Source organism: Micromonospora palythoicola (genome assembly GCF_036689795.1).
Classification (GTDB): domain Bacteria; phylum Actinomycetota; class Actinomycetes; order Mycobacteriales; family Micromonosporaceae; genus Micromonospora; species Micromonospora palythoicola.
On the sequence record NZ_JBAGKI010000026.1, the window covers coordinates 36,052 to 59,921 of the forward strand.

General features: G+C 72.7%; 24 protein-coding genes. 19 read left to right on the forward strand and 5 right to left on the reverse strand.

The window, feature by feature from the left end; translation table 11 throughout:
• Window positions 1–16: 16 nt before the first annotated feature.
• The 6 genes from V5O40_RS14230 to V5O40_RS14255 all read left to right on the forward strand — a co-directional run bounded on the left by V5O40_RS14230 (window position 17) and on the right by V5O40_RS14255 (window position 4,659).
• Window positions 17–310, forward strand: coding sequence for a DUF503 domain-containing protein (locus V5O40_RS14230; RefSeq protein ID WP_269742615.1), 294 nt, complete (start codon window positions 17–19; stop codon window positions 308–310).
• Between the two features lie 133 nt (window positions 311–443).
• Entirely contained in the window at window positions 444–935 is a 492-nt protein-coding gene (gene rbfA / locus V5O40_RS14235) for a 30S ribosome-binding factor RbfA (protein ID WP_332905868.1), read from the forward strand.
• Window positions 936–1,111: 176 nt separating this feature from the next.
• Entirely contained in the window at window positions 1,112–2,107 is a 996-nt protein-coding gene (locus V5O40_RS14240; RefSeq protein ID WP_332905896.1) for a DHH family phosphoesterase, read from the forward strand.
• 63 nt (window positions 2,108–2,170) lie between these two features.
• The gene (locus V5O40_RS14245; protein ID WP_332905897.1) at window positions 2,171–2,578 is read left to right on the forward strand and encodes a hypothetical protein; all 408 of its coding nucleotides are present in this window, start codon (window positions 2,171–2,173) and stop codon (window positions 2,576–2,578) included.
• Entirely contained in the window at window positions 2,578–2,787 is a 210-nt protein-coding gene (locus V5O40_RS14250; RefSeq protein ID WP_199172386.1) for a DUF6186 family protein, read from the forward strand. The genes V5O40_RS14245 and V5O40_RS14250 overlap by 1 nt, the downstream gene beginning before the upstream one ends.
• 540 nt (window positions 2,788–3,327) lie before the next feature.
• Window positions 3,328–4,659 carry an MATE family efflux transporter gene (locus V5O40_RS14255; protein WP_332905869.1) on the forward strand — a complete coding sequence of 444 codons (1,332 nt, stop codon included), beginning with the start codon at window positions 3,328–3,330 and terminating at the stop codon, window positions 4,657–4,659.
• Here V5O40_RS14255 and V5O40_RS14260 read toward each other — a convergent pair.
• Window positions 4,648–4,980, reverse strand: a complete 333-nt coding sequence (locus V5O40_RS14260; protein ID WP_332905870.1) for a hypothetical protein — start codon at window positions 4,978–4,980, stop codon at window positions 4,648–4,650. The genes V5O40_RS14255 and V5O40_RS14260 overlap by 12 nt on opposite strands.
• Before the next feature lie 143 nt (window positions 4,981–5,123).
• Between V5O40_RS14260 and truB the strand changes: the two genes are divergently transcribed.
• The 6 genes from truB to dapB all read left to right on the forward strand — a co-directional run bounded on the left by truB (window position 5,124) and on the right by dapB (window position 12,395).
• On the forward strand, window positions 5,124–6,008 hold the full coding sequence (gene truB, locus V5O40_RS14265) for a tRNA pseudouridine(55) synthase TruB (protein ID WP_332905871.1): 885 nt from the start codon (window positions 5,124–5,126) through the stop codon (window positions 6,006–6,008).
• Window positions 6,009–6,068: 60 nt separating this feature from the next.
• Complete coding sequence (locus V5O40_RS14270; protein ID WP_269739326.1) at window positions 6,069–6,998, forward strand: bifunctional riboflavin kinase/FAD synthetase; 930 nt, start codon at window positions 6,069–6,071, stop codon at window positions 6,996–6,998.
• A gap of 193 nt (window positions 6,999–7,191) precedes the next feature.
• Entirely contained in the window at window positions 7,192–7,461 is a 270-nt protein-coding gene (gene rpsO, locus V5O40_RS14275; protein WP_013732184.1) for a 30S ribosomal protein S15, read from the forward strand.
• 221 nt (window positions 7,462–7,682) lie between these two features.
• On the forward strand, window positions 7,683–10,049 hold the full coding sequence (locus V5O40_RS14280; RefSeq protein ID WP_332905872.1) for a polyribonucleotide nucleotidyltransferase: 2,367 nt from the start codon (window positions 7,683–7,685) through the stop codon (window positions 10,047–10,049).
• A gap of 93 nt (window positions 10,050–10,142) precedes the next feature.
• Window positions 10,143–11,552, forward strand: a complete 1,410-nt coding sequence (locus V5O40_RS14285; protein ID WP_408631875.1) for a M16 family metallopeptidase — start codon at window positions 10,143–10,145, stop codon at window positions 11,550–11,552.
• A gap of 69 nt (window positions 11,553–11,621) precedes the next feature.
• Complete coding sequence (gene dapB / locus V5O40_RS14290) at window positions 11,622–12,395, forward strand: 4-hydroxy-tetrahydrodipicolinate reductase (protein ID WP_332905874.1); 774 nt, start codon at window positions 11,622–11,624, stop codon at window positions 12,393–12,395.
• A gap of 29 nt (window positions 12,396–12,424) precedes the next feature.
• On the opposite strand, the gene V5O40_RS14295 is transcribed toward dapB, so the two are convergent.
• Window positions 12,425–13,006, reverse strand: a complete 582-nt coding sequence (locus V5O40_RS14295) for a GNAT family N-acetyltransferase (protein ID WP_332905875.1) — start codon at window positions 13,004–13,006, stop codon at window positions 12,425–12,427.
• A 35-nt stretch (window positions 13,007–13,041) separates the two neighbouring features.
• On the opposite strand from V5O40_RS14295, the gene V5O40_RS14300 reads away from it, so the two are divergent.
• On the forward strand, window positions 13,042–14,325 hold the full coding sequence (locus V5O40_RS14300) for a glycosyltransferase family 87 protein (RefSeq protein WP_332905876.1): 1,284 nt from the start codon (window positions 13,042–13,044) through the stop codon (window positions 14,323–14,325).
• Here the strand turns inward: V5O40_RS14300 and V5O40_RS14305 are convergent.
• Entirely contained in the window at window positions 14,221–14,775 is a 555-nt protein-coding gene (locus tag V5O40_RS14305) for a GNAT family N-acetyltransferase (protein ID WP_332905877.1), read from the reverse strand. The genes V5O40_RS14300 and V5O40_RS14305 overlap by 105 nt on opposite strands.
• Before the next feature lie 79 nt (window positions 14,776–14,854).
• Here V5O40_RS14305 and V5O40_RS14310 point away from each other — a divergent pair, with 79 nt between their 5' ends.
• From V5O40_RS14310 to V5O40_RS14335, 6 genes are all read left to right on the forward strand, one after another.
• The gene (locus V5O40_RS14310) at window positions 14,855–16,084 is read left to right on the forward strand and encodes a winged helix-turn-helix domain-containing protein (RefSeq protein WP_332905878.1); all 1,230 of its coding nucleotides are present in this window, start codon (window positions 14,855–14,857) and stop codon (window positions 16,082–16,084) included.
• Complete coding sequence (locus tag V5O40_RS14315; RefSeq protein ID WP_408631876.1) at window positions 16,081–16,698, forward strand: DUF2752 domain-containing protein; 618 nt, start codon at window positions 16,081–16,083, stop codon at window positions 16,696–16,698. The genes V5O40_RS14310 and V5O40_RS14315 overlap by 4 nt, the downstream gene beginning before the upstream one ends.
• Before the next feature lie 63 nt (window positions 16,699–16,761).
• Window positions 16,762–17,505 carry an FAD-dependent thymidylate synthase gene (gene thyX / locus V5O40_RS14320; RefSeq protein ID WP_332905899.1) on the forward strand — a complete coding sequence of 248 codons (744 nt, stop codon included), beginning with the start codon at window positions 16,762–16,764 and terminating at the stop codon, window positions 17,503–17,505.
• Between the two features lie 79 nt (window positions 17,506–17,584).
• Window positions 17,585–18,511, forward strand: a complete 927-nt coding sequence (dapA, locus tag V5O40_RS14325) for a 4-hydroxy-tetrahydrodipicolinate synthase (RefSeq protein ID WP_332905879.1) — start codon at window positions 17,585–17,587, stop codon at window positions 18,509–18,511.
• Between the two features lie 52 nt (window positions 18,512–18,563).
• Window positions 18,564–20,255 carry a ribonuclease J gene (locus tag V5O40_RS14330; RefSeq protein ID WP_332905880.1) on the forward strand — a complete coding sequence of 564 codons (1,692 nt, stop codon included), beginning with the start codon at window positions 18,564–18,566 and terminating at the stop codon, window positions 20,253–20,255.
• Window positions 20,256–20,420: 165 nt separating this feature from the next.
• Window positions 20,421–21,605, forward strand: coding sequence for a S1 family peptidase (locus V5O40_RS14335; RefSeq protein ID WP_332905881.1), 1,185 nt, complete (start codon window positions 20,421–20,423; stop codon window positions 21,603–21,605).
• A gap of 45 nt (window positions 21,606–21,650) precedes the next feature.
• Here the strand turns inward: V5O40_RS14335 and V5O40_RS14340 are convergent, their stop codons facing one another.
• Window positions 21,651–23,180 (reverse strand): type III secretion system chaperone family protein, encoded by a 1,530-nt coding sequence (locus tag V5O40_RS14340; RefSeq protein ID WP_332905900.1) that lies wholly within the window; start codon window positions 23,178–23,180, stop codon window positions 21,651–21,653.
• A 116-nt stretch (window positions 23,181–23,296) separates the two neighbouring features.
• Window positions 23,297–23,776 (reverse strand): YbjN domain-containing protein, encoded by a 480-nt coding sequence (locus tag V5O40_RS14345; RefSeq protein WP_332905882.1) that lies wholly within the window; start codon window positions 23,774–23,776, stop codon window positions 23,297–23,299.
• Window positions 23,777–23,870 lie beyond the last annotated feature (94 nt).

Below are 23,870 nucleotides of genomic sequence, written 5' to 3' on the forward strand. Positions count from 1 at the left end.
GGTAGTGTCCCCAGCGATGTACACCGCAACCGCAGTTTTCGACCTGCTGCTGCCGGGGGACTCCCGGTCGCTGAAGGCCAAGAGGTCGTACGTGCGGCCGATCGTCGCGGCGCTGCGCCGGTTCGACGTGTCGGCCGCCGAGGTAGGGGCGCTCGACCTGCACGGACGAGCGGAGATAGGAGTGGCGGTGGTGGCCGCCGAGGCGGCACACGCCCGCGAGGTGCTCGACTCGTGCGAGCGTCTGGTGGCGGGCCGTCCGGAGGTCGAACTGCTGTCGGTGCGTCGTCGGTTGCACGGCGACGACGACTGAGCCGGTTGGCCGCCGCCCCGCACGCCGGGGCGGACGGCGCGGGTAGGGTTCGAGTGTTGGGGTCGGTGCGGGCTCCGGTGACGCCGGCGTCGCCGGTCCCGGCCGGTAGCGGGACGCCGTGGAGGTGGCGGAGATGACGGATGCGGCCAAGGTGCGCCGGCACGCGGAGCGGGTACGCGAACTGGTCGCGTCGGTGGTGCGGAGCCAGATCAAGGATCCCCGACTCGGCATGATCACCATCACCGACGCCCGGATCACCGCCGACCTGCGGGACGCCACGGTCTTCTACACCGTGCTCGGCGACGCGGCGGCCCAGGCGGGCACCGCCGCCGCGCTGGACAGCGCCAAGGGCATGCTGCGCAGCACGGTCGGCAAGGCGCTCGGGCTGCGCCACTCGCCGACGCTGACCTTCGTCCTGGACGACGTCCAGGATCAGGTCAAGCACATCGACGACCTGCTCGCCGCGGCCCGCAACGCCGACGCCGAGGTGCAGCGCCTGGCGGCACGGGCCGAGTACGCGGGTGAGGCGCAGCCGTACCGCCTCGACGAGGACGACAGCGAAACCGAAGACGAGGACGAACCAGACGGAACCGCCGACGAGGCCCGGGGCGGGGACCGGCGGTGACCGCCGCCTCCGGTGGTGCGGTGACCGAGCCGGATCCCACCGTGCGGCGACAGCCCGGCCCCGGCCGGGTGGGTTCGGCCGGCAGTGGCTCGCCGGCTCCGGCCGCAACGGCCGGCCCGGTCGACCCGGCCGGGTCGAGTCCGTCCGGGCCGACCGAGGCCGACTGGGCCGCCGCGGTGGCGGCGGTCCGCCAGCTGCCGGCCGACGGCCGGGTGCTGCTGATCTGTCACGTCAACCCGGACGGGGACGCGCTGGGCAGCATGCTCGGCTTCGCGCTCGGGCTGCGGCGGCTCGGGGTACGCCGGTTGCAGGCCACCTTCCCCGGTCCGCCGGAGGTGCCCGAGCCGCTGCGCGGCCTGCCCGGTCTGGACCTGCTGGTACCGGAGGCGGAGGCGGAACCCGAGCCGGACCTGGTCATCTGTTTCGACGCGGCGAGCGAATCGCGGCTCGGCGAGCTGGCCGGCCGGTTGACCGGGAAGGGCACCGCCCTGGTGCTCGACCATCACGCCTCGAACCGCGGCTTCGGCGACGTGAACCTGGTGGATCCGACGGCGGCGGCGACCTCCGTGCTCGCCGAGCAGTTGCTGGAGCGGCTCGGCGTGCCGCTGGACGCCGGCATCGCGGAGTGCCTGTACGTGGCGCTGAGCACCGACACCGGGTCGTTCCGGTTCGACGCGACCACCCCGGCGGTGCACGAGATGGCGGCCCGGTTGCTGGCCACCGGGATCCGGCCGGGTGACATCTCGCGACGGGTGTTCGACAGCCGGCCGTTCGGCGCGGTGCGGCTGTTCGGTGAGGTGCTCGGGCGGGCCCGGCTGGAGCCTGAGGAGGCCGGCGGGCAGGGCCTGGTCTGGACCTACGCGACCCTGGACGACCTGGCCCGCCACGAGCAGCGGCCGTACGTGCTGGAGGCGCTCATCGATCCGGTGCGCTGCACCGCCGAGGCCGATGTCAGTTGCGTGGTCAAGCAGACCGCGCCGGCCGTGTGGGCGGTCTCCCTGCGCAGCAAGGGCGCGACCGACGTGAGTCGGGTGGCGGTCGCGCTGGGCGGCGGCGGGCACCGGTTGGCCGCCGGTTTCACCGGCCGTGGCACGGTGGACGAGGTCGTGGAGCGGATCCGGACCCAGCTGCGGGCGTTCGACCCGGAGAGCGACGCCGACCAGCAGGGGTGATTTCAGGGTCGACTCCGGGGCGTCGAGACTTCGGCACCTGGACAGGGCGGGGAGAATCGGATGATGGAGCAGCCCCACGACCTCACCGTCGACACCCCTCGCACCTGGGAGCGGCCGGTCGTCTGCGTACCGGTGCTTGTCGCCCTCTCCCTGGTGGGTGGCCGCTTCCCGTCCTTCTCGACCGAGGCCAACGTCTATGTGTTCGGTGCTGGCGGGGTGCTGATCTGGCTCGGCCTGACCAAGCGGGTGCAGGCTCGTCCGGCGCCGGAACGGTTGCGGTCCGGTGCGGTCTGGTGGACGTTGCCGGTGGTGGTCTTCGGGATCTTCGAGGGGGTCACCTTCGTCGCGGCGGCCGGTGACGACTTTCCCACCTTCTCCCTGCTGGCCGACCCGCTGTTGGAGGACCGTCTGGTCCGGTCCGCGGCCTGGTTGGTCTGGCTGTCGGCGTTCTGGGGGCTGGTGCGGCGATGATGCGGGCACTGGCGATCGGCGGGTTCCTGGTCGGGCTGGCACTGTTCGGGCTGGTCGAGTGGCTGGCCCGGCGGGAGGGGTCGAAGATCCCGACGCTCGGCGAGCTCTGCGGGTACGTCATGCGCTACGAGGTGGGGCCGGTGCCGGTGGGCCGGATCGGTCTTTTCGGCTTCTGGTGGTGGATCGGCTGGCACTTCCTGGCCCGTTGACGGCGCGGCAACCTGTCCAGATCGCGGGAACAGCACGCACCATGTGGACCTGAACGATAACTTGGGAAACGGCCGGCGTCGCTTTCGGCGCAGGTCAGGGGCGGAGCCATACCCGGTGCCGCTCGCGCTCCAGGGTTGACCGACCCGGGCCAACAGGCCGCCCCCCGCCGTTCCGGCGATCCCGGAACCGGTCTCGGGCGACAGTCCCCGCACCGCCCGTGACGCGCCGCCGCGCTCGGTGACGCGTGCCCCGGAAGGGAGCCCACCATGGCCGCCAAGCCCCAGCCCGAGACCACTGACGAGGCCCGCGAGCAGGCCCGTCGTGCCCTGCAGACCTCCATGGACACCCGTCAGTGACGGTGTCCGGCCGGTGGTGACGCCCGGCCGCCGAGGCGTACGACGTCACCACCGGTCCGAACGATCCCCGCGCGCCGGCGTGCTGGGGGACGGCGCCATCGCACCGACCCGGGAGAACGTTCACCCCGGTAAGTAGCGCCCCAGTTTGCTCCCCTTACATTCCGCGTGCCACCATCGGCGCCGATGAGCCAGTCCACCCTTGCCGCCGATCGGGTCGCGTCGCCGCGCCGAATCGCCGCGCTCGCCCTGCCCGCCCTCGTGGTACTCGCCGCCGAGCCGCTCTACGTGCTCGTCGACACCGCGGTCGTCGGCCATCTGGGCCGGGTGCCGCTCGCGGCGGTGGCCGTCGGTGGCACCGTGATGACCCTCACCGCCTGGCTGGGAACCGTGGTCGCGTACGGCACGACCGGCCGTGCGGCCCGCCGGTACGGTGCCGGCGACCGCGCCGCGGCGGTGGCCGAGGGGGTTCAGGCGTCCTGGTCGGCCCTTGGTGCCGGGCTGGTGGTCGTCGTCGGCATGCAAGTCGGCGGCGGTGCCCTGGCGGGCGCCCTGGCCGGCGGTGGTGAGGTGGCGCTCGCCGCCGCTGAGTGGCTGCGCATCGCCGCGTTCGGCGCTCCCGGGCTGCTGCTCGCCGCCGCCGGCAACGGCTGGCTGCGGGGTGTGCAGGACACCCGCCGGCCGCTGCTCTTCGTGGTCGGCCCCAACCTGCTCTCCGCGGTGCTCTGCCCGGTGCTGGTCTATCCGGTGGGCCTGGGGCTGATCGGCTCGGCGGTGGCGAACGTCATCGCGCAGACCCTCTCCGGGGCACTCTTCGCCGCCGCCCTGGTGGCCGAGCGGGTGGCGCTGCGCCCGCGTCCCCGGGTCATCGGCCAGCAACTCCTGCTCAGCCGGGACCTGTTGATCCGTGGGGTGGCCTTCCAGGCCAGTTTCCTGTCCGCCACCGCGGTGGCCGCTCGGTTCGGCGCCGCCACGGTGGGGGCCCACCAGATCGCCGTCCAGCTCTGGTTCTTCGCGGCGCTGGTGCTCGACGCGCTGGCGATCGCCGCGCAGGCGCTTGTCGGTGCGGCGCTCGGCGGCGGTGACGACGCGACGGCCCGGGCGCTGGCCCGCCGGATCGGCCGGCTGGGCGCGATCTGCGGTACGGGGTTCGCCGTGCTAGCCGCGGCCGGTGCCACCGTGGTGCCCACCTGGTTCACCTCCGATCGCGCGGTCCACGAGCAGGCGCTGGTGGCCTGGCCCTGGTTCGCCGCGATGCTGCCACTGGCCGGGGTGGTGTTCGCCCTCGACGGAGTGCTGATCGGCGCGGGTGACATCCGCTATCTGCGCAACCTCACCGTGGCCGGTGCGCTCGGCGGCTTCCTGCCGGCGATCTGGCTGGCGTACGCCCTGGATCTCGGGCTCGGTGGCATCTGGGCCGGGCTGATGCTGTTCACCGTGATCCGCCTGATCGGGCTGCTGCTGCGGCTAGGCGGTGGTGCCTGGGCGGTCATCGGCGAGGAGCGGCTACCCGGCTGACAAGACCTGGCCGTACAGCGCGTAGAGGACGAGCACCAGGGCCAGGCTCGCCACGAAGGAGACGAGCAAAGCGATGATCTTCATGGTGTTGGGGTATCGCTGACGCAGGGGTTGTCGTCGCTGCCAGGCCCACCAGCGCCGGCGCAGGGCCTTGGCGCCGGGCAGCGCGGTCACGCCCTCGGCGAGTCGGACGCCCAGCGTGCGCCTCGCCGGTGGCGGATTCAGCATCCAGTCCGGCAGCGCGCTGGGCTGGTCGGGCGTACGCAGGCCGACCGAATCGTCGGGCCGGCGCGTGCGATCGGGACCGTGCTCCGTGCTCATCTCGTTCTCCCCGTGTCTGCCGGCGCGGCACTCACCGCCGCCGATGGGCCCATCGTGGCAGGGAGGTCCCGGCGCGAACATCCCGTTTTCGGCAGCCTGTCCGGTGCCCGGCCGGGCGAACGGGTCTGGCAGGCTTGCACGTCGTGAGCACAGACGGCCTGATCGTGGTGGACAAGCCCGGCGGTATGACCTCGCACGACGTGGTCGCCCGGTTGCGTCGGTTGGCTCGGACCCGGCGGGTCGGCCACGGTGGCACGCTCGATCCGATGGCCACCGGCGTCCTGGTGATCGGGGTCGGCCGGGCCACCAGGCTGTTGACGTACGTGATCGGTGCGGACAAGAGCTACGCGGCGACCATCCGGCTGGGCCAGGCCACCGTCACCGATGACGCGGAGGGCGACGTGATCGCCACCACGCCCGCCGGGACACTCACCGACGAGGCGGTCCGGGGCGCCCTGGCCGGGTTGACCGGGGAGATCGACCAGGTGCCGAGCGCGGTGAGCGCCATCAAGATCAACGGTCAGCGCGCGTACAAGCGGGTCCGTGCGGGGGAGAGTGTCGACCTGCCGGCCCGGCGGGTCACCGTGTCCCGGCTCGACGTGCTGGCGATCCGCCGGGCCTCGCCCGACGTGGTCGACGTCGACATCGACGTGGCCTGTTCGACCGGGACGTACATCCGGGCGATCGCCCGCGACGCGGGTCTGGCCCTCGCCGTCGGCGGCCACCTGACCGCCCTGCGCCGGACCGCCGTGGGCGGGTTCACCGTGGCGGAGGCGGCCACCCTCGACGAGCTGGAGCACCGCGCGCCGGACGTGGTGGACCTGCCGCTCGCGGCCGCCGCCGAACGGTTCTTCCCGCGCCGGGACGCCACCGAGGAGGAGGCGAAGGTGCTGTCGCACGGCGGCCCGCTCGACCCGGTCGGCCGTACCGGGCCGTACGCCGTGTTCGACCCGGCCGGTGGACTGATCGCTATCGTCAGCGAGCGGGCCGGCCGGGCCCGCGCGGAAATCGTGCTCGCCCCGGCCTGACGCCGGGTACCGGACGGCCGACCGACGGCGGCCGGCGGTGAACGACAGCGGAGGAGCAGCATGCAGCGGTGGCGGGGGTACGACGCGGCGCCCGGTGGCTGGGGACGGTCGGTCGTCACCATCGGCGTCTTCGACGGCGTGCACAAGGGGCACCAGGCGACCATCGGGCACGCCGTGGCCCGCGCCCGGGAACTCGGCGTCAAGTCGGTGGTGCTCACCTTCGACCCGCATCCGGCCGAGGTCGTGCGACCCGGCTCCCACCCGGCGGTGCTGACCGAGCCGCACCGCAAGGCGGAGCTGATCGAGACCCTCGGGGCCGATGTGCTCTGTGTGATGCCGTTCACGCCCGAGGTGTCCCGGTTGTCGGCCGAGGCGTTCGTGCACGACGTGCTTGTCGAGCACCTGCACGCCGCGCTCGTGGTGGTGGGCGACAACTTCCGGTTCGGTCACCGGGCCGCCGGTGACGTGGCACTGCTGGAGCGGCTCGGCCGCACCTTCGGGTTCGCCGTCGAGGCGGCTCCGCTGGTGGCCGAGTCGGGCACGGTCTTCTCCTCGACCTACATCCGCTCCTGCGTCGACGCGGGTGACGTGACCGCGGCGGCGGCGGCGCTGGGTCGCCCGCACCGGCTGGAGGGCGTGGTCGTCCGTGGTGATCAGCGGGGGCGGGAACTCGGCTTCCCGACCGCGAACCTGCTCTGCCACCGACACGCGGCGGTCCCGGCCGACGGCGTCTACGCCGCCCGGATGATCCGTCGAGGGCAGCGGCAGCCGCTCGCCGCCGCCGTGTCGATCGGCACCAACCCGACGTTCTCCGGCCGGGAGCGCCGGGTCGAGGCGTACGCGCTGGACTTCGACGGCGACCTCTACGGCGAGCGGCTGGCACTGGATTTCGTGGCGCACCTGCGCGGCCAGACCCGCTTCGACGCGATCGAGCCGTTGATCGCCCAGATCGCCCAGGACGTCGAGCGAACCCGCCGGGTGCTGGGCTGACCGGTCACCGACCCGCCCGTGGCCCTTGACCGGCCGGCCCGGGCGGGTGCTGGTAGGCTGGCTGGGACGTCGGCTGACCGACGTGGGGCCTCGCCTGCCTGCTCGACGCCGCGGGTGCGAGGACCGTCCGTCACCGGTGCCGTAGCCCGGCCCGACGGACCGCATTGAGACAACCCACCAGAACAGGGAGAACATGGCGCTCGACCAGCAGGCAAAGGCCAAGATCCGCGAGGAGTACGCGACCGCCGAGGGTGACACCGGGTCGCCCGAGGTGCAGGTCGCGGTCCTCACCAAGCGGATCGCCGACCTCACCGAGCACCTGAAGGTGCACAAGCACGACCACCACAGCCGCCGTGGGCTGCTGCTGCTGGTCGGCCGTCGCCGTCGGTTGCTCAACTACGTTCAGAAGAAGGACATCAACCGCTACCGGTCGCTCATCGAGCGGCTCGGCCTGCGCCGGTGACGTGACGGGGGAGTGGCCCACCAGGTCACTCCCCCGTCGGCGTCCCAACCGAGAAACGGGCCACGACCACCCAGACAAGGGAGCGTCGGCGTACCGGTCTCCGGTAGTGGCCTCCGGGCACCCCGGCATCCCGCCGGCGGTCCCGGGCGCTTCGATCGAAGACCGGCCGTCCGCACAGCTCCCGCGTCGTGGCCCCCGATGCGAAGGAGCATTGACAGAGCATGACCGAGACCAAACTCGGCACCGAAACCCGCACCGCCGTGATCGACAACGGGTCGTTCGGCACCCGTGAGATCACCTTCTCCACCGGCCGGCTGGCCCGACAGGCCGCCGGGTCCGTCACGGCCCAGCTCGGCGAGACCGTCGTGCTGTCCGCCACCACCGCCGGAAAGCAGCCGAAGGAGCAGTTCGACTTCTTCCCGCTGACCGTCGACGTGGAGGAGCGGATGTACGCCGCGGGCCGCATCCCCGGCTCGTTCTTCCGTCGCGAGGGCCGGCCCAGCGAGGACGCCATCCTCACCTGCCGCCTGATCGACCGGCCGCTGCGCCCGTCGTTCGTCAAGGGCCTGCGCAACGAGGTCCAGGTCGTCGAGACGATCCTCGCGCTCGACCCGCAGCACCCGTACGACGTGGTCGCGATCAACGCCGCGTCGATGTCGACCAAGCTGTCCGGCCTGCCGTTCTCCGGCCCGATCGGGGCCACCCGGATGGCCCACGTGGATGGCCAGTGGGTCGCCTTCCCGACCCACGAGGAACTGGCCCGGGCGACCTTCGACATGGTGGTTGCCGGCCGGGCCCTGCCCGACGGCGACGTCGCGATCATGATGGTCGAGGCGGAGGCCACCGAGCACACCGTGAAGCTGGTCGCCGGCGGGGCACCCGCACCGACCGAGGAGGTCGTGGCCAGCGGTCTGGAGGCCGCCAAGCCCGCCATCCGCGAGCTGTGCCGGGCGCAGAGCGAGCTGGCCGAGGTCGCCGCCAAGCCGGTCGCCGAGTACCCGGTCTTCCTGGATTACCAGGACGACGCGTACGACGCGGTCGCCGAACTGGCCCGTGCCGACGTCGCCGAGGCCCTGCAGATCGCCGGCAAGGCCGACCGCGAGGAGGCCCTGGACGCGATCAAGGTGCGGGTGCACGAGGAACTCGGCGCCCGTTTCGAGGGCCGGGAGAAGGAACTCTCCGCCGCGTTCCGGTCGCTGACCAAGTCCGAGGTGCGCAGCCGGGTGCTGCGCGAGCAGGTCCGCATCGACGGCCGGGGCCCGCGCGACATCCGTCCGCTGAACGCCGAGGTGGGCGTGCTGCCCCGGGTGCACGGCTCGGCGCTGTTCGAGCGCGGCGAGACCCAGATCCTCGGCGTCACCACGCTCAACATGCTGCGCATGGAGCAGGCGCTGGACACCCTCTCCCCGGAGAAGTCCAAGCGCTACATGCACAACTACAACTTCCCGCCGTACTCCACCGGTGAGACCGGTCGGGTCGGCTCGCCGAAGCGCCGCGAGATCGGGCACGGCGCGCTGGCGGAGCGGGCGCTGATCCCGGTGCTGCCCTCGCGGGAGGAGTTCCCGTACGCGATCCGACAGGTCTCCGAGGCCCTCGGCTCCAACGGCTCCACCTCGATGGGCTCGGTCTGCGCCTCGACGCTGGGCCTGCTCAGCGCCGGTGTGCCGCTGAAGGCGCCGGTCGCCGGCATCGCGATGGGCCTCATCTCCGACGAGGTCGACGGCAAGACCCAGTACGTCACGCTGACTGACATCCTCGGTGCCGAGGACGCCTTCGGCGACATGGACTTCAAGGTCGCCGGTACCCGCGACTTCGTCACCGCGTTGCAGCTCGACACCAAGCTCGACGGCATCCCGTCCGACGTGCTGGCCGCCGCCCTGCAGCAGGCCCACGAGGCGCGGCAGACCATCCTCGACGTGATGCAGCGGGCGATCGAGGCGCCGGCCGAGATGTCCGACTACGCGCCGCGGGTGACCACGGTCAAGATCCCGGTCGACAAGATCGGCATGGTGATCGGCCCGAAGGGTCAGACCATCAACGCCATCCAGGACGAGACCGGCGCCGAGATCTCCATCGAGGACGACGGCACCATCTACGTCGGCGCGACCAACGGTCCGTCGGCACAGGCCGCGGTCGAGCGGATCAACGCGATCGCCAACCCGACCCTGCCCAAGGTCGGCGACCGCTTCCTCGGCACGGTGGTGAAGACCGCTCCGTTCGGTGCGTTCGTCTCGCTGCTGCCGGGTCGCGACGGCCTGCTGCACATCTCCAAGGTGGGCGACGGCAAGCGGGTCGAGAAGGTCGAGGACTTCCTCAACGTCGGTGACCGGGTCGAGGTCGAGATCGCCGACATCGACCAGCGCGGCAAGATCTACCTGGACAAGGTCCGCCCGGAGGGCGCCGAGGCGCCGGCCGCCGCAGCCGGCGAGGAGCGGCCCGCCGGCCGGGACCGGGGTGGCGACCGGGGTCCGCGTGACCGGGGCGACCGCGAGCGCGGTGGCGACCGGGGCGGTCGTGGCCCCGAGCGTGGCGAAGGTGGCGAGGGTGGCGGCGACAACCGTCCCCGACGCCGTACCCGGCACAGCTGATCCGTGAACCGCTGACCGGCCGGGCGACACCGTCGCCCGGCCGGTTCGTTCGTCAACTCATCCATCCCATCGTCGTACTGGAAGCAGGTGGCCGTGAGCCGGACCCGGCATTCGTCTTTCCTCGGGACCCGACCGGGGTCGACGCCGCGCGCCGGCCGGCAGGCCACCCCTACCGCTCGGGCGGTCGGTGGGTCGACCCGGGCGGTGACCCGGACCCTGAGCGACGATCCGCTGGGCGGCACGGTGCGCCGCACGGTGCTGCCCAACGGGCTGCGGGTGTTGACCGAGGCGATCCCGGCCATGCGCAGCGTCTCGTTCGGCATCTGGGTGGCGGTCGGCTCGCGGGACGAGACCGGTGCGCAGGCCGGTGCCGCCCACTTCCTGGAACACCTGCTGTTCAAGGGCACCCACAAGCGGAACGCCATGGAGATCTCCTCGGCCATCGAGGCCGTGGGCGGCGAGACCAACGCCTTCACCACGAAGGAGTACACCTGCTACTACGCCCGGGTGCTGGACGAGGACCTGCCCCTGGCCATCGACGTCATGTGCGACCTGGTCGCCGACTCGGTGCTGGAGCCGGCCGACGTGGAGACCGAACGCGGTGTGATCCTCGAAGAGATCGCCATGCACGACGACGAGCCCGGCGACGAGGTGCACGACCTGTTCGCCCAGGCCGTCTACGGTGACCACCCGCTGGGCCGGCTGATCTCCGGCACCGCCGACACGGTCACCCCGATGACCCGCCGGCAGATCCAGAGCTTCTACCGGCGGCGCTACGTCGCACCGCAGATCGTCATCGCCGCCGCCGGCAACCTCGACCACACCGCCGTGGTGCGGCTGGTCCGCCAGGCGCTGCGGGGCACCCCACTGGACACCGACCCGGCGGCGCCCGCGCCGCAGCGACCGGCCACCCCCGCCGTACGCACCCGGGCCGCCGCCACGGTGGTGGAGGCGAAGGAGACCGAGCAGGCGCACATCGTGCTGGGCTGCCCGGGCATCGACCGGCTCGACGAACGCCGCTTCGCCCTCGGGGTGCTGAACAACGTGCTCGGCGGCGGCATGTCCAGCCGGCTCTTCCAGGAGATCCGGGAGCGCCGTGGCCTCGCCTACTCCGTCTACTCCTACGCCAGCCAGTACGCCGACAGCGGCCTGTTCGGCGTCTACGCCGGCTGCGCCCCGAGCCGGGTCGACGAGGTGCTGGAGCTGACCCGGGCCGAGTTGGCGCGTACCGCCGGGCACGGCGTCACCGAGGCGGAGCTGGCGCGGGGCAAGGGGATGAGCAAGGGCTCGTTCGTGCTCGGCCTGGAGGACACCGGCTCCCGGATGAGCCGACTGGCCAAGGGCGAACTGCTCTACGGGGACCTGGTGCCGGTCAACGAGTTGCTCGACCGGGTCGACGCGGTCACCCTCGACGACGTCAACGCTCTCGCCGCGGAGCTGCTGGACCGGCCGATGTCCCTCGCCGTCGTCGGCCCGTTCGCCGGCCGGGACTTCAGCGCCTGACCTGTCCGGCCGTACGGGTGGGCACCACCCTCGGGGTGTCCGCGTCCCGATTGGGATAGGTTGTGCCGCGTGACTGACGAGCAGGAGAAGACCGCCCCCGAGTCGATCAGGGTCGGCGTGCTGGGCGCCGGTGGCCGGATGGGTGCCGAGGTGTGCCGGGCCGTCGAGGCGGCCGCCGACATGACACTGGTCGCGACGGTCGACCAGGACGACTGGTTGGCCGACGCCGCGGATGCCGGCGCGGAGGTGCTCGTCGACTTCACCACTCCCGACGTGGTGCTGGACAACCTGCACTGGTGCATCGACCAGGGGATCCACGCGGTGGTCGGCACCAGCGGCTTCACCGAGCAGCGGATCGAGAAGGTACGCGGCTGGCTGGCCGGCCGGCCCGACGTGGGCGTGGTGATCGCCCCCAACTTCGGTCTCGGCGCGGTGCTGATGATGCAGTTCGCCGCGCGTGCCGCCCGCTACTTCGAGTCGGTCGAGATCATCGAGCAGCACCATCCGCGCAAGCTCGACGCGCCCAGCGGCACCGCCATGCACACCGCCCGCCTGGTCGCGGCGGCCCGCGCCGAGGCCGGCCTCGGTCCGGCACCGGACGCCACCAAGGACGAGATCGCCGGTGCCCGGGGTGCCGACGTGGACGGGGTCCGGGTGCACGCCGTGCGGGCCACCGGACTGGTCGCCCACCAGGAGGTGCTCTTCGGCGCCACCGGCGAGACCCTGACCATCCGGCACGACTCGTACGACCGGGTCTCGTTCATGCCGGGCGTGCTGCTCGCGGTACGCGCGGTGCGGAACCGTCCGGGCCTGACCCTCGGCCTGGACGCCCTGCTCGACTGAGCGCGGCCGAGGCGGGCCAGACGGGTCGGTCAGCCGACCTGGGGCCGTTCGGTGGGGACGGCGACGTGCAGGCGTAGCTGGGGGACCAGCATGTCGTCGACGTCCAGCGCGCGTCCCGCGCCGTCGGGCTCCCAGCCGGCGGTGGTGAGGAACTTCCGGGACGCCTGGTCGCCCTCGAACACCCACGCCACCGCCCGGTCGAAGCCGGACTCCCGCCACAGGTCGACGCTGGCGGCGAGCAGCCGGGAGCCGTGCCCGCGCCGGCCCCAGCGCGGCTCGACCAGCAGGTCGGTCACCGCCACCACGTCCGCGCCGAGCGCGTCGGCCGGTTCGTTCGGGGCCAGCGCCTCGGCGTCGGCCGGGCCGGAGGCGGCGAAACCCACCAGATACGATTGCTCGGCCTGTTCGACGGCGACCAGCACCCGGTGGGTGTCGCCGGGCGGCTGGCGCACCGCGTCGTCCCAGCGCTCGGCCATCGACACCTCGTCGAGGCCGTCCAGCACGTCCCGGGGCAGCAGCCGCCGGTAGGCGACCCGCCAGGTGGCGAGCTGGATGCGGGCGATCTCGGCGGCGTCCTCCGGACGCGCCGGGCGGACGTACCCGAGACTCATGGCACGACAGCCTACGCAGGGCGAGGGAGGCGACGGTGGCGCAGGGTGCCAGGCGGACGGCGGGACAGGTCGCCGCGGTCGTCGTCCTCGCCGTCGCGGTGGCCGGGTTCCTGTCCGTGGCGGCCGTCCGGCACGGCTTCTTCGACCTGCAGGTCTACCGGGGTGCCCTGGTCTGGTGGGTGCACGACGGCGGCGAGATCTACGACTACCTCAAGCCCGGCACCCAGTACGGCTTCACGTACCCACCGTTCGCCGCCCTGGTGATGCTGCCGATGGCGTACCTGTCCTGGCACGCCGCGATCGTGGTCAGCGTGGCCGCCGGGGCGCTGACCAGCGCGGTGCTGATCTGGTGGCTGCTGGATCCGGTGTCCCGCCGCGCCGGTTGGACCCGCTGGTTCGCCTTCGCGGTGGCGCTGTGCCTGGTCGCCGCCTTCGAACCGATGCGCGAGACGATCAACTTCGGCCAGGTCAACACGCTGCTGCTCTTCCTGGTGGCGGTGGATCTGCTCCGGCTGCTGCCGGGCGGCAACAGATGGGCCGGGGTCGGCATCGGCCTGGCCACCGCGATCAAACTCACGCCGGGCATCTTCATCGTCTACCTGCTGGTCACCCGACGGTGGCGCGCCGCAGTGACCGCGTCGGGCACCGCGACCGCCGCGACCCTGCTGGCCGCCGCGCTGTTCCCGGACGCCTCCCGGGAGTTCTGGACCAGCGCGCTGTGGAACACCGGACGGGTCGGTGAGCTGGCCTTCGTCTCCAACCAGTCGCTGCGCGGCGTGGTGGCCCGGCTCGACCCGGAGAGTCCCAGCACGCTGGCCTGGCTGCTGCTGGTCGCCGGGACGCTGGTGCTCTGGGCGTGGCGGTCCCGGGTCGCGGCGTCCGTGGGTGACGAGGCCACCGGGCTGGCCCTGACCGGCGCGGTGATGTGCCTGGTCAGCCCGGTCACCTGGGTGCATCACCTGGTCTGGCTGTTGCCGGGCCTGCTGCTGCTGGTGGACCGGGGCACGGCCGCCCCGCCGGGCGGCCGACGCCGGGTCCTGCTGGCCTGCGCGGCCGTCGGGTACGCGTTCCTGACCAGCCGGATCGTCTGGGCGTGGGAGGAGGACTTCACCGGCCTCGACGGTTTCCTGTTCGGCAACACCTACGTCTGGATCAGCCTCGCGCTGCTGGCCTTCCTGCCGGTACGCCGGGTCGCGCCCCGGTCGCCGTCGGCCTCAGCCACCGTCGAGCCGGCCGCTGTAGCGCAGTTCGACAAGCTCGATCGCCGGTCGGCCGCCGGACAACGGCACCGGATAGGTCGTCCGCTCACCGTCCGGTGACAACCCGGCCCGCGCGTAGAACCGGCGGGCCCGGTCGTTGGCCGCCAGCACCCAGAGCCGGTACTCCGCCCAGCCGGACTCGCGCAGACCCGACCGGGCCGCCGCGAACAGGGCCCGCGCGGTGCCGTCACCCCAGTTCTCGGGCGTGACGTAGAGGCTCACCACCTCGCCGTACGTCGGGTCGAGGTCGCCGCGATCCTGGTTGTTGCGGTACGGCCCGAAGGTGGCGAAGCCGACGAGCGTGCCGTGCTCCTCGGCCAGCAGGGTGGTGAACGGGTGGTCCGGATCGGCGGTGCCGAGGGTCCGCCGGCGCTGCGCCCAGGCGATCGGGTTGAGCCGGTCGAGCACCTCGTCCGGCATGATCCCGGCGTAGCCGGCCTGCCAGCCGCGCACGTGCACCCGGGCCACCGCCTCGGCGTCGTCGGGCTGCTCACGGCGAATGCTGGGCATGCACGTAGTTCTAGGACGCCGGGGCGGGCAGGTCCAGTGTCCGCACCGATGTCGTACGTCTGCCGTAGCCTGCCTTGCGATGGCCGCACCGGAATCGCTCTCGCTCGCCCAGGCCCGCCGCGTCGCGTTGGCCGCACAGGGCTTCGCCGATCCGGCGCCCACCGGGGCGCCCACCCGCCGGCACCTGCGTCGGGTGCTCGACCGGATCGGGTTGATCCAGATGGATTCGGTGAACGTCCTGCAACGGGCGCACTACCTGCCGCTCTACAGCCGGCTCGGGCCCTATCCGACCACCCTGCTCGACGCTGCCGCCTACCGCCGCCCCCGCGAGTTGTTCGAGTACTGGGGGCACGAGGCGTCGTTGGTGCCGGTCGTCCTGCATCCGGCGCTGCGCTGGCGGATGGCGAGGGCGCACACCGACGCCTGGGGCGGGATGCGCCGCATCGCCGCCGAGCAGCCCGCCCTGGTCGCCTGGGTGCGCGACGAGGTGGCCGCCCGGGGGCCGCTGACCGTGGCCGAGATCGAGCACGACGCGCCCCGCCAGACCGGGAACTGGGGGTGGAACTGGTCGGCGGTGAAGCAGGCCCTGGAGTATCTCTTCTGGGCCGGCGAGGTGTGTGCGGCACAGCGCACCGGTTCCTTCGCCCGCCGCTACGACCTGCCGGAACGGGTGCTGCCGGCGGCGGTGCTGGACGCGCCGACGCCGTCCGACGCACAGGCGTACCGCACCCTGGTGGGGATCGCTGCCCGGTCACTCGGGGTGGCCGCGGAGCCGGAGCTGCGCGACTATTTCCGGCTGCCGGTGGCCGGTGCGCGGCAGGCCATCGCCGACCTGGTCGAGGCGGGGGAGCTGCGACCGGTCACGGTGCAGGGGTGGCGGCAGCCGGCCTGGTTGCACGCCGAGGCCCGGCTACCCCGCTGGGTACGCGGCAACGGCCTGGTGAGCCCCTTCGACCCGCTGGTCTGGGAACGCGCCCGCACCGAGCGCCTGTTCGGCTTCAGCTACCGCATCGAGATCTACGTGCCCGCGCCGCAGCGGGTGCACGGCTACTACGTGCTGCCGTTCCGCCAGGGTGACCGCTTCACCGCCCGGGTCGACCTGAAGGCGGACCGCAGATCCGGCGTGCTGCTGGTGCCGGCCGCCTGGATGGAGCCGGGCGTGGACCCGGGAGAGACGGCGGTCGCCCTCGCCGCCGAGTTGTACCGGCTGGCCGGCTGGCTCGGCCTGGACGCGGTGGCCCCGCCGGCCGCCGGTGACCTCGCGGCGCCGCTGGCCGCCGCGCTGGTGGGCGTGGCCGGTGTACGGTGAGGTCCGTGACGAGCGTTGACCGACCGGACGCCCAGCCGCAGCCCGACCTGCACGGCGAGCACGCCCATGGTGGCCCGGACGCCGGTAACCCGTCCGGTGGGCCGGTGAATGCGGCGCCGCAGGGCGACTGGCCGGCCGGCTACCCCGCCGGTTATCCGGTGGTCGAGTCCGACCGGCTCACCCGGTTCGTGCAACGGGCGCACGCCCGCACGCCGCGCTGGGTGGTGCCGTTGGCCGCCGTCGGCTGTGTCGCCGCCGGCATCGGGTACACGCTGCTCAGCGATCCCACCCGGTCCGCGCCCGACGCGCTGCCGACCTGCCTGCTCAAGCTGACCACCGGGTTGGACTGCCCGGGGTGCGGCGGCACCCGTGCCCTCTGGTACGTGCTGCACGCCGACCTGCCGGCCGCCGCCCGGCACCACTTCCTCTTCGTCTTCGCGCTGCCCTTCCTGGCGTACCTCTTCGTCGCCTGGGCCGGTCGGCAGGCGTTCGGTTGGCGGCTGCCCGAGCTGCGCATCGGTCCGAAGCTGGTCGGCGGCTTCCTCGCCGCCTGGCTCGCCTTCTCGGTGGTCCGTAACCTGCCCTGGGTTCCCTTCACCGCCCTCTACGTGTAGCGGCCCGGACCGGCGTTTTCTGGTCGTCGGTGGGTCTCGACTACAGTCCCAGGAATGCCGGAGATGGTGCAGCCCCAGGTCAGGTTGATCGCGTGGACCCAGTTCGACCCGCCGGAGGACGTGCCGTGGTCGACCGACGCCGACGGAGGGCAGGCGCTCGCGGAGTTCGCCGGACGGGCCTGCTACCAGAGCTGGAAGAAGCCGAACCCGGCGACGGCCACCAACGCCGGCTACCTGGCGCACATTCTGGAGGTCGGGCACCTCTCGGTGCTGGAGCACGGCTCGGTGAGCTTCTACTTCACCGGCGTGTCCCGCTCGTTCACCCATGAGCTGATCCGGCACCGGCACTTCTCGTACTCCCAGTTGTCCCAGCGGTACGTGCCGGAGCGGGACGCCGCGATGGTGGAGCCGACGGTGATCGCCGAGGACCCGGAGCTGCACAAGCGCTTCGTGGAGGCGGCCGAGGCCAGTGTGCGGGCGTACAACGATCTGCTGGAGGGGCTGGAGCGCCGCTTCGCCGACGTGACGAACCCGACCCTGCGACGCAAGCAGGCCCGCCAGGCGGCCCGCGCGGTGCTGCCGAACGCCACCGAGACCCGCATCGTGGTGACCGGCAACTACCGGGCCTGGCGGCACTTCATCGGCATGCGCGCCACCGAGCACGCCGACGTGGAGATCCGTGAGCTGGCGGTGGAGTGCCTGCGACAGTTGCAGCGGGTCGCGCCGAACGTCTTCGCGGACTTCACCATCTCCACGCTGCCCGACGGCACGGAAGTGGCGCAGAGCCCGCACGCCCAGGCGTCCTGACCCGGCGGGGAACCGCCCGCCCGGGGGTGGTGAGCCCTTCCCCGGTGGCCGGCCGTCGGCCGTCCGATAGGTTGTCACCATGACGCACGACCACCTCGACGGTCCGGTCCGAACGGTCTCCCGTCCGTTCGGTCGGGTGCTCACGGCCATGGTGACCCCGTTCACCGCCGACGGGGCGCTCGACCTCGACGGCGCGGCGCGGCTGGCGGATCATCTGGTCACCGAGCAGGGCAACGACGCGTTGGTGGTCAACGGCACCACCGGTGAGTCGCCGACCACCACCGACGCCGAGAAGGAACGCCTGATCCGGGCCGTGGTGGAGGCCGTCGGCGACCGGGCCCGGGTGGTGGCCGGGGTCGGCACCAACGACACCCGGCACACCATCGAGCTGGCGACCTCGGCGGAGAAGGCCGGCGCGCACGGGCTGCTGGTGGTCACGCCGTACTACAACAAGCCGCCGCAGACCGGTCTGCTACGCCACTTCACGGCGGTGGCCGACGCCACCGGCCTGCCGGTGATGCTCTACGACATCCCGCACCGCTCCGGTGTGGCGATCGAGATCGAGACCCTGGTCCAGCTCGCCGAGCACGGTCGGATCGTCGCGGTCAAGGACGCCAAGGGCGACCTGACGGCGACGAGCTGGGTGACCAGCCGGGCGGAGCTGGCGTACTACAGCGGCGAGGACTCGCTCACCCTGCCCGCCCTGGCCGTCGGCTGCGTCGGCGTGGTGGGCACCTCCACGCACTTCACGGGCGCCGAGACCAAGCGGATGATCGAGGCGTTCGACACGGGGGACACGGGAACCGCACTGGCGCTGCACCGCCGCCTGCTACCGCTGTTCACCGGGATCTTCCGTACCCAGGGCGTGATCCTGGTCAAGGCCGGCCTGACGGTGCAGGGCCTGCCGGGCGGGCCGGTCCGACCACCGTTGGTGGACGCCACCGACGGCGAGATCGCCCAGCTGCGCGCTGACTGCGCGGCGGCGGGCCTGCCGCTCCCTGAATGATCAAACGATACGACGGACGTCGGGTGACGGCGTCGCAGAATGAGGTGAACGCGTGACCGAGGCGCACAACGAGGAGGCCCAACTTCCACCGCCGCTGCCGGAGGGCGGACTGCGGATCATTCCGCTCGGCGGGCTCGGCGCCATCGGCCGGAACATGACCGTCTTCGAGTACGACGGCAAGCTGCTGGTCGTCGACTGCGGCGTGCTCTTCCCGGACGTGGAACAGCCGGGTGTCGACCTGATCCTGCCGGACTTCGGACCGATCCTCGATCGGCTCGGCGACATCCAGGCGATCGTGCTGACGCACGGCCACGAGGATCACATCGGTGCGGTGCCCTACCTGCTCGCGCACAAGCCCGACATCCCGCTGGTCGGCTCGCAGTTCACCCTCGCGCTGGTGGAGGCGAAGCTGGCCGAGCGGCGCATCCAGCCGTACACGCTCACGGTGCGGGAGGGCGGTCGGGAGCGGCTGGGTCCGTTCGAGTGCGAGTTCTTCGCCGTGAACCACTCGATCCCCGACGCGCTCGCGGTGGCCATCCGGACCCCGGCCGGGCTGGTGCTGCACACCGGCGACTTCAAGATGGACCAGCTGCCGCTGGACGGTCGCATCACCGACCTGGCCGGCTTCGCCCGGCTCGGCGCGGAGGGCGTGGACCTGCTGCTGTCGGACTCGACGAACGCGGAGATCCCGGGCTTCGTCACGCCCGAGCGGGAGATCGGCCCGGTCCTCGACGCGATCTTCGCCAAGGCCCGGGGCCGGATCATCGTGGCCTCGTTCGCCTCCCACGTGCACCGGGTGCAGCAGGTCTTCGACTCGGCCGTCGAGCACGGTCGCAAGGTCGCCCTGATCGGCCGGTCGATGGTCCGCAACATGGGCATCGCCCGGGATCTCGGCCTGCTGAACATCCCGCCCGGCCTGGTCGTCGGTCTCGACGAGGCGACTTCGATGCCGCCCGAGCAGATCGTGCTGATGTCCACCGGTTCGCAGGGTGAGCCGATGAGCGCCCTGGGCCGGATGGCCAGCGGCGACCACCGGCACATCACCATCGCGCCCGGCGACACGGTGGTGCTCGCCTCGTCGCTGGTGCCGGGAAACGAGACCTCCGTCTACCGGGTGATCAACCGGCTGGCCCGCGCCGGTGCGGTGGTGGTGCACAAGGACGTGGCGAAGGTGCACGTCTCCGGGCACGCCCCGGCCGGGGAACTGCTCTACCTGCTCAACGTGGTTCGGCCCAGCAACCTGATGCCGGTGCACGGCGAGTGGCGGCACCTGCGGGCCCATGCCCGGCTGGGCATCGAGTCCGGCGTGGCGGCGGACCGGGTGGTGCTCTGCGAGGACGGCGACGTGGTCGACCTGGTGGAGGGGCGGGCCAGCCTGGTGGGCCGCGTCAAGAGCCGGTACGTCTACGTCGACGGCCTGGCCGTCGGCGACGTCAGCGAGTCACTGCTGACCGAGCGACGCATCCTCGGTGACGGTGGCTTCATCGCCGCCACCGTCGTGGTGGACTCGGTCACCGGCAAGGTGGTCGCCGGCCCGACCGTCTCGGCCAAGGGATTCTCCGAGGACCCGGCGGCGTTCAACGCGGTGATCCCGCTGGTGACCGAGGCGCTCAACCGGGCCGCCGCGGACGGGATCACCGACCCGCACCAGCTTCAGCAGATCGTCCGGCGCACCGTGGGTCGCTGGGTCAACGACGCCTACCGTCGTCGCCCGATGATCGTTCCTACCGTGGTCGAGGTCTGAACACCGGACGTACCGGACCGACTCCGGTGGGCCACCACACCCGGCGGGTGGTGGCCCATCGGCGTCAGTAGATCGGTTTGTCGCGTGCGAGTTCAACCGTTCGAGCGGTTTGCCCGTACTCCGAACCGGCAGGCGTGATCGCGCCGGCCGGGAGGAGCGTGGCGGATGGACCGCAGACGATTGACAGCCATCGGTGTCGTGGTGGCGGCCGTGGGCGCGGCGGCGGCAGTCGCCCTGCCGTCGTTCGCCGGTGACGGTGGCGCGCCGGTCGGCGTACCGACCAGCGGGGCGGAGGCGGGCGCCGATCCGGACGTGGTCGAGGCGATGCGTCGGGACCTGCGGCTGAACGACTCGCAGGTGGCTGCCCGACTGAAGACGGAACGTTGGGCCGCCGCGGTGGTCGACCAGCTCCGGACGGACCTCGGCGCGACCTACGGCGGGAGCTGGCTCAGCGCCGACGGCAGTGAACTCAACGTGGCGGTCGCCGACGCGGCCCAGGCGCAGCGGGTCCGGGCCGCCGGTGCGGTCCCGAAGGTGGTCGAGCGTGGGGTCGGCCAGCTCGACACCCTCAAGAGCCGGATGGACCGTACCGCCGCCCGGGCCCAGCAGGTCTCCGGCTGGTACGTCGACGTCGCCTCGAACAGCGTGGTGGTGCTCGCCGAGCCGGGCGCCGAGGCCGCCGGGTGGCGTTTCGTGGCCCGCGCCGGCGTGCCGCGAACCGCGGTGCGGATGGCCACCGAGGAGCAGCCGCGGCTCTTCGCCGACGTACGCGGCGGCGAGCCCTACTTCATCGGTAGCGGCCGTTGCTCGGTCGGCTTCGCGGTGGTCGGCGGCTTCGTCACCGCTGGCCACTGCGGGCGGGTCGGTGCCCGCACCACCGGTGCCGACCGGGCGCCGCAGGGCGTCTTCCGGGCCTCGTCGTTCCCCGGTGACGACTGGGCCTTCGTGCAGGTCAACAACAACACCAGGGTGCTGCCGGAGGTGACCGACTTCCGCGGCGGGGTGGCCCGGGTGGCCGGTTCGCAGGAGGTGCCGGTGGGCTCGTCGATCTGCCGCTCCGGCTCCACCACGGGCGTGCGGTGCGGCACGGTGCAGGCCCGTAACGCCACCGTCCGCTATCCGGAAGGGCTGGTGGGTGGCCTGGTGCGGACCAACGTCTGCGCCGAACCCGGTGACTCCGGCGGCTCGTGGATCTCGGGCAACCAGGCGCAGGGGGTTACCTCCGGCGGCTCCGGCGACTGCGTCCGCGGCGGCACCACCTTCTACCAGCCGGTCAACGAGATCCTCCAGCGCAACAACCTGACCCTGCTCACCACGCAGAACTTCCGCGCCCTGAGCAGCCGGCGCTGATCAGCCGATCCCGGTCGGGTGCGGTTGCGCGCCCGACCGGGCGGATCAGGGCAGGGCGGTGACCGCCGCCGCGTACGCCACGCCGGTGCGGATCGCCGCGTCGACGAGCACCGCGACCTGATCCGGGGCGACGCCGTACGCCAGGTCGGTGGTCACCTCGCCGGCCAGCACCAGTTCACCGTCGCCCGGATCGTGCGCGTACGCCTTGGGCAGCAGCCGGTCCCGGTTCCAGGCGTTGCAGAAGGCGTACGCCTCGGTGCGCCGGGTGGCCGCCAGCCGACGCCCGGCCACCACCCGGGTGTGCAGGATGTCCTGGCGCGCCCCGGCCCGCCGGAAGTGGATCACCGCGTCGCCCCAGCGTCCCAGCACCGTGCCGGCGGGGTCGACGGTGTAGTCGTCACCCCGCCGGTCCAGCGCTTCGGTGATCATGGACACGGTCAACGCGCCGATCTCGTCCACGGCCATTCCGGCGGTAGGACCGAGCGGCGCCGGCCGGCCGTCGGGTTCGTCCGGCCCGAACTCGTCGTCGGACTCGAACTCCTTCTCGGCGGGCAGCGGTACCGCCGGGGCGAGTGGCCGCTCGGCCAGCCAGGCCGCCATCCGACCGGACTGGTGCCCGGTGCCGTTGCGGGCGTCGAAGCTGCCGGCCAGCGTGGTCGCGACGGCGAGCAGTTCGGCGCCGAGCCGAGTCGCCGTGACCTCGACGGCCGGTCGCCCACCGTACGCCGGCCGGTGTACCGTCCGGCCGGCGTCCGCCTCGCCCGCCAGGCCGCAGACCAGCGCGGCCGCCGCGGCGAACTCCATCACGGACAGGTCCTCGTGTGGTTCGTTCAGTCGGGGCAGCTGCTCGACGACGATCTCCATCCCGCGGTCGAGGTACCCACCGAGTGCACAGAAGCGCAGGTGGGTGGCGAGGTGACCGAATCCGTCGGGCTCCCTCCGGTGTCGCCGGTACGCCCGCACGTGCGCGTGGGCCGCCTGCTCCGTGCGGCCGGCCCGTAGCCAGGGCAGCAGCGCCGCGGTCAGGGCCGCCTCGGGCTGGGCGGTGCAGCCGGCCGGCGCGTCGAGCAGCGGATCGAGCACGTCGAGCGCCGTCGTCCAGTCGCCCCAGCCGGCCAGCAGTTCCGCCTGTCGCACCGGCAGGCAGTCGGGGCAACCGGCGGCCGCATCGGATGCCCCGGCCCGCCACCGGGCCAGCCAGCGGCGGGCGGCGGGCTCGTCGCCCACGTGGTCGGCGATCCGGCACCTCAGCTGCGCCACCAGCGCCGGGTTCGCCTCGCCACCCGCGCTGGCGAGCCCTTCCAGCAGGCCGTACGCCTGGTCCAGGCCGATGCGAGGGGTGCCGAGCAGCGACTCGACGGCGTACCTCCGGTAGCGGCGCAGCGTGTCGTCGTCCGTCTCCGCCGCGCGCAGGCACCGTTGCACGGGCTCGAACAGCCGCCACCGCTCGCCGCCGCGCAGGTGCGTCTCGACCAGCTCGCACCAGGCGTCCAACGCCGTGTGCCGATCACCGGCCGCCTCGGCGAGGGCGGCGACCCGGGCCAACTCGGCGACGCGCAGTTCGCCGTCGGGCATGTCGCGGGAGTCGGCGAGGGCGTCGGCGATTCGCTGATCGGCGTGTACGCCGTCGGTCGGCGCGGCGGTGGCTCGCGTCCGGCCGCGGCTCCGGCGGGCGCCGGGGACCGGCCCCGTCACGGGTGCTCCGTCCCCGCCAGCCGGGCGACCTCGGCGGCCAGCCGGCAGCCGGCCGAGATTCCCGTGTCGAGCAGCCGGTCCAGCTGGTGCGGCGTGACGCCGCGTTCCAGGTCCGTGATGGCCTCGCCGCAGACCCGGGCCCGACCGGCGTCGTCGACGTGCACGAACGCCTTCGGCCAGAACCGGTCGCGGTTCCAGGTGTTGCAGAAGTCGTGCAGCCACGGCACGTCCTCGACGGAGAAGGCGTGGGCGGCGACCGTGCGTACCTGGAGCAGCTCCCCGGCGTCTCCGGCGCGGAGGAACCAGATGTGCCCCTGTGCCCACCGGCCCACGAGCGCGCCGTCGGCGTCGGCGGCCACGGTGTGACCGCGGTGGGTCAGCACGGCGGCGACGAGATCCCGCGTCAACGGCCGCAGCGTCGACGGATGACCCGCCAACGGGTCGCCGGCACGGTCCTCGAATTCCGGCGACCCCATCGGACACTCCCTCGCGAGGCGAATATCACGGCAGGCGGCGGGGACCGCGCTGCGACACGCGGAGCGACCAGGATGACCGGCCAATCACCCGGCC